2 protein-coding genes are annotated in these 5,943 nt (G+C 70.8%); one reads left to right on the top strand and one right to left on the bottom strand.

The features are described from left to right. Positions 1 to 5,197 (top strand): pullulanase-type alpha-1,6-glucosidase (pulA, locus tag G3I40_RS09160; RefSeq protein WP_164301663.1); only part of this gene is annotated, 5,197 nt, incomplete at its 5' end. Positions 5,198 to 5,239: 42 nt separating this feature from the next. Here the strand turns inward: pulA and G3I40_RS09165 are convergent. Continuing rightward, positions 5,240 to 5,943 (bottom strand): SGNH/GDSL hydrolase family protein (locus tag G3I40_RS09165; RefSeq protein ID WP_164301664.1); only part of this gene is annotated, 704 nt, incomplete at its 5' end.

A 5,943-nucleotide genomic window follows, 5' to 3' on the forward strand; every position in this document is an offset into this window, starting at 1 on the left:
CTCGGACGCGCGGCTGGCCGCCGAACCCGCCCGGCACGACCTGACCCGCGAGCAGTACTACTTCGTCCTGCCGGACCGCTTCGCGAACGGCAGCGCCGGCAACGACAGGGGCGGGCTGACCGGCTCGCGCACGGCCACCGGCTACGACCCCACGGACAAGGGCTTCTACCAGGGCGGAGACCTCAAGGGCCTCGCCCGTCGCCTCGACTACATCAAGGACCTCGGCACCACCGCGATCTGGCTGGCGCCGCTGTTCAAGAACAAGCCCGTGCAGGGCGAGGGCAAGGACGCCTCGGCCGGCTACCACGGCTACTGGATCACCGACTTCACCCAGGTCGATCCGCACTTCGGCACGAACGCCGACCTGAAGAGCCTGATATCCAAGGCCCACGCCAAGGGCATGAAGGTCTTCTTCGACGTCATCACGAACCACACCGCCGACACCGTCGACTACACCGAGAAGACGTACACGTACCGTCCCAAGGGCGCCTACCCGTACCTCGACACGCGAGGCCGCCCCTTCGACGACGCCGAGGGTGTGGCGAAGGTCGACGCGGAGTCCTTCCCGTACACGCCGCGGAACACGGGCGAGAAGGTCCCGTCCTGGCTGAACGACCCGACGATGTACCACAACCGCGGCGACTCCACCTGGGAGGGCGAGTCGACCACGTACGGGGACTTCTCCGGCCTCGACGACCTGTGGACCGAGCGTCCCGAGGTCGTCAGGGGCATGGAGGACATCTACGAGAAGTGGGTGCGGGACTTCGCCGTCGACGGCTTCCGCATCGACACGGCCAAGCACGTCGACATGGCGTTCTGGACCCAGTGGGCCACCGCCCTCGACAAGTACGCGGCCGCGCACGGCCGCAAGGACTTCTTCATGTTCGGCGAGGTGTACTCCGCCGACACGGACGTCACCTCCCCGTACGTCACCCAGGGCCGCCTCGACGCGACGCTCGACTTCCCGTTCCAGGACGCGGCCCGCGCCTACGCCTCGCAGGGTGCCTCCGCCGACCGGCTCGCCAAGGTCTTCGCCGACGACTACAAGTACGCGACGGACAAGGCGAACGCCTATGAGCAGGTGACGTTCCTCGGCAATCACGACATGGGGCGCATCGGCACCTTCCTCAAGGCCGACAACCCACAGGCCGACGACACCGAACTCGTCCGACGCGACCGCCTCGCCCACGAGGTGATGTTCCTGGCGCGCGGCAACCCCGTCGTCTACTACGGCGACGAACAGGGCTTCACGGGGGCGGGCGGCGACAAGGACGCCCGGCAGACGATGTTCGGCTCGAAGGTCGCCGACTACCTCGACGACGACGAACTCGGCACCGACCGCACCCACGCCGACGACGCGTACGACACCGCACACCCCCTGTTCCGGACGATCGCCGCGCTCTCACAACTCCGCAAGAACAACCCCGCCCTCGCCGACGGCGCGCAGAAGGAGCTGTACGCCAAGGACTCGGTGTACGCGTTCTCGCGTACCGGAGACGACCGTGAGTACGTCGTGGCGGTCAACAATGCGACCGAGGCCAAGACGGTCCAACTGCCCGTCGAGTCCGCCGAGTTCCGTACGCTGTACGGCGGTTCGCGATCCGTCGCGGCCGTCGACGGCCGCGTGGAGGTCACCGTCCCGGCGCTGTCGTCCCTCGTCCTGCGCGCCGCACGCGCACTGCCCGCGCCGACCGCACGGCCCACGCTGTCGCTGACGGCCCCGGACGCCGGGGCCACCGGCACGGTCACCCTGACCGCGGACCCGGGAGCCACCGCGTCGGCCCGTGTCGTCTTCGCCGCCCAGACCGGCACCGGGAAGTGGCGCACCCTCGGCTCCGTCGACCACGCCCCGTACCGGATCACCCAGCACCTCCCGGACACGGTGTCGGCCGGAACGCCCCTGCGGTACAAAGCAGTTGTGGTGGACCGTGCTGGACGCACCGCGAGCGCCCGCGCCGACTCGACCGCGGGGCAGCCGCCCGCGCCCGGCAAGCCTGCCGCCGTCGACCGCGACTATGCCGTCGTGCACTACCAGCGCGCGGACGGCGACTACACCGACTGGACCCTCACGTCCGGAGGGCACACGGAACAGTTCAGCGGGCGCGACGCCTACGGCGCGTTCGCCTGGGTGAAGGTGCCGGACGGCGCGAGCGCCCTGACGTACACCGTCGAGAAGTCCGGCACCGGCGCCGACGGGCCGCAGCGCACCGTCGACCTGGCGAGGACCGGCGAGGTGTGGGTGGCACAAGGCAAGGACGGGCAGGCGACGACGCGCCCCGACGGGGTCTACCCGCCGCAGGACGAGAAGAAGGCCGTCGTCCACCTGCACCGCGACGACGGCGACTACACCGGCTGGGGCCTGCACACCTGGACCGGCGCCGAACACCCGACCGACTGGACGAAGCCGCTCCAGCCGACCGGCAAGGACGCCTACGGCCTGACGTTCGAGGTGCCGCTCGCCGACGGCGCGACGTCCCTGAGCTACCTCGTGCACAAGGGCGACGAGAAGGACATCGCCACCGACCGCTCCCTCGACTTCGCCACGTACGGCAAGGAAGTGTGGCTGAACTCCGGGGACCCCACCTACCTCCTGCCGTCCGTGGGCGCGGGCGCCGACCTGGACCTCACCAAGGCGCAGGCGCAGTGGATCGACGCCGACACCGTCGTGTGGAAGGTGACGGCCACCGCCGCCACGAGCCAGCAGCTCGTCTACGCCCCGGAGGGCGGCATCACCGTCGAGGACGGGGCCCTGAGCAGCGAGGGGCACTGGCTGCGGCTGGCCCCCGGGACGCTGACCGACGCGCAGAAGGCCAAGTACCCGCACCTCAAGGACTATCCCGCCTTCACCGTCGACGCCCGTGACCGCGACCGGATACGCGACGCCCTGCGCGGACAACTCCTCGCCACCCAGCGCGCGGCCAACGGCGCCCTGCTCGCGGCCACCGGCGTCCAGGTCCCCGGCGCACTCGACGACCTGTACGGGGACGCCGCCGAGAAGGCCGCTCTGGGGCCGGTGTTCCAGGGCAAGGAGGTCACGCTGTCGGTGTGGGCGCCGAGCGCACGGGACGTACGCCTCGAACTGGGCGGCAAGAAGGTGCCGATGCGCCGCGACGCCGCGAGCGGCGTCTGGTCCGTGACGGGGCCGGCCTCGTCCTGGCGCGGCAAGGAGTACCGCTACGCCGTGCGCGTGTGGGCGCCCTCCGTGCAGAAGCTGGTCACGAACGAGGTCACCGACCCCTACTCGGTGGCCCTCACCGCGAACTCGGAGCGCAGTCTCGTCGTCGACCTGGGCGACAGGTCGCTCGCCCCGAAGGGCTGGTCGACCCTGCGCAAGCCGAAGGCCGTCGCGATGAAGGACGCGCAGATCCAGGAACTCCACATCCGTGACTTCTCGGTGGCGGACGGCACGACGCCCGAGAAGGACCGCGGCACCTACCGCGCCTTCACCGACAAGAACAGCGACGGGTCGCGGCACCTGCGCGAACTGGCCGCCTCCGGCACCTCGTACGTCCACCTCCTGCCGGCCTTCGACATCGCCACCATCGAGGAGAGGAAGGCCGAACAGGCCGTTCCGGGCTGTGACTTGAGCTCCTACGCCGCGGACAGCGACCGGCAGCAGCAGTGCGTGACGAAGACGGCAGCCAAGGACGCGTACAACTGGGGCTACGACCCCTACCACTACACCGTCCCCGAAGGTTCGTACGCCTCCGACCCCGACGGCCCCCGGCGCACCGTCGAGTTCCGGCAGATGGTCAAGGCCCTCAACGACGACGGCCTCGGCGTCGTCATGGACGTCGTCTACAACCACACCGCGGCCGCCGGCCAGGACAGGACGTCCGTGCTCGACCGGATCGTGCCCGGCTACTACCAGCGGCTCCTGGCCGACGGCACGGTCGCGAACTCGACGTGCTGTGCCGGCACGGCACCCGAGAACACCATGATGGGCAAGCTCGTCGTCGACTCCGTCGTCACCTGGGCCAAGCAGTACAAGGTCGACGGCTTCCGCTTCGACCTGATGGGCCACCACCCGAAGGCGAACATCCTCGCCGTCCGCAAGGCCCTCGACGCGCTCACGCCCGCGCGGGACGGCGTCGACGGAAAGAAGATCATCCTGTACGGAGAGGGCTGGAACTTCGGCGAGGTCGCCGACGACGCCCGCTTCGTACAGGCCACCCAGAAGAACATGGCGGGCACCGGCATCGCCACCTTCTCCGACCGTGCGCGTGACGCCGTGCGCGGCGGCAGCCCCTTCGACGAGGACCCGGGCGTCCAGGGCTTCGCCTCCGGCCTCTACACCGACCCCAACTCCTCGACGGCGAACGGCACCCCGGCCGAACAGAAGGCCCGCCTGCTGCACTACCAGGACCTCCTCAAGGTGGGCCTGTCGGGGAACCTGTCCGCCTACGAGTTCACGGACTCCGCCGGCAAGCAGGTAAAGGGATCCGAGGTCGACTACAACGGCGCGCCCGCCGGGTACGCCGCCGCCCCCGGCGACGCGCTCGCCTACGCGGACGCGCACGACAACGAGTCCCTGTACGACGCGCTGACGTACAAGCTGCCCGCGGCGACGAGCACGGCGGACCGCTCGCGCATGCAGGTCCTCGCGATGGCCACGGCCGCGCTCTCCCAGGGCCCTGCCCTGTCCCAGGCCGGCAGCGACCTGCTGCGGTCCAAGTCGCTGGACCGCAACTCGTTCGACAGCGGCGACTGGTTCAACGCGATCCGCTGGGACTGCCGGGACGGCAACGGCTTCGGGCGCGGACTGCCCCCGGCGGCCGACAACCAGCCCAAGTGGCCCTATGCGAAGCCACTGTTGACGTCGGTCCCGGTGCCGTGCTGCGCCGCCGTCGAGGGCACGTCCGCCGCGTACCAGGACCTCCTGAGGATCCGCGCCGCCGAACCCGCCTTCCACCTGTCCACGGCCGCGCAGGTGCAAAAGGAGCTCTCGTTCCCGCTCTCCGGCAAGGACGAGACGCCGGGCGTCGTCACGATGCGGGTGGGGGACCTCGTGGTCGTCCTGAACGCGACGCCGCAGCGGCAGGAGCAGACCGTCGCGGCCCTCGCCGGGGCCGGGTTCCGGCTGCACCCGACGCAGGCCGGCGGCGCGGACGGCGTCGTCAAGTCGGCTTCGTACAAGGCGGGTTCGGGCACCTTCGTAGTGCCGGCCCGCACGGTCGCGGTGTTTGTGCGCAAGTGAGCCGCTGCGCGCCGGCGCTGTGGGCGCCGGCGCGCAGGGCGCTCATCCCTTCAGCAGGTGCAGCGGGAACGCCTGGGCCATCGCGGCCATCCCCGCGTCGTTCGGGTGCAGTCCGTCACCGCTGTTGTACGCGGCGAGCAGTCGCCCGGGGTGGCCCGGATCGCGCACCGCCGCGTCGAAGTCGACGACCCCGTCGTAGGCGCCGCCGGTGCGGATCCATTGGTTCACGGCCTGCCGCACCGCCTCCCGCTCGGGGGTGTAGAAGCCGAGGGTGTCGCCCTCGAAGGGCAGGATCGTCGCACCGAGCGCGGTGAGCCCCTTGGCGTGCGCGCGACGGATCAACTGCCGGTATCCCGCAATGAGTTCGGACGCCGACACCTCTTCCGACGCCGGGGCGGTGGTGCCCGGGTGGCCCAGGTCGTTCACGCCGAGCAGCACCACGACGGTCCGTGCCCCCGGCTGGCCCAGCACGTCCCTGTCGAACCGCTTGAGGCCGCTCTCACCGAAGTACGCGGCGTAGGACTCGGCGGGCGAGCCCGCGGGCGGGTTCGGGTCGCGCAGCAGGCGGTTCCCGCCGATGCCCGCGTTCAGGACGCCGGTGCCGGCGAGCCGCCGGTCCGCGCGCAGCCGCGCGGCGAGCAGATCGGGCCAGCGGTGATCGGCGTCCACCTGGGTGTTCGAGCCATCGGTGATGGAGTCGCCGAACGTGACCAGCGCCGTGTCCGCGGTGCGCCGCTGCCGGTTGA

It is taken from the genome of Streptomyces sp. SID14478 (assembly GCF_010548525.1).
GTDB lineage: Bacteria > Actinomycetota > Actinomycetes > Streptomycetales > Streptomycetaceae > Streptomyces.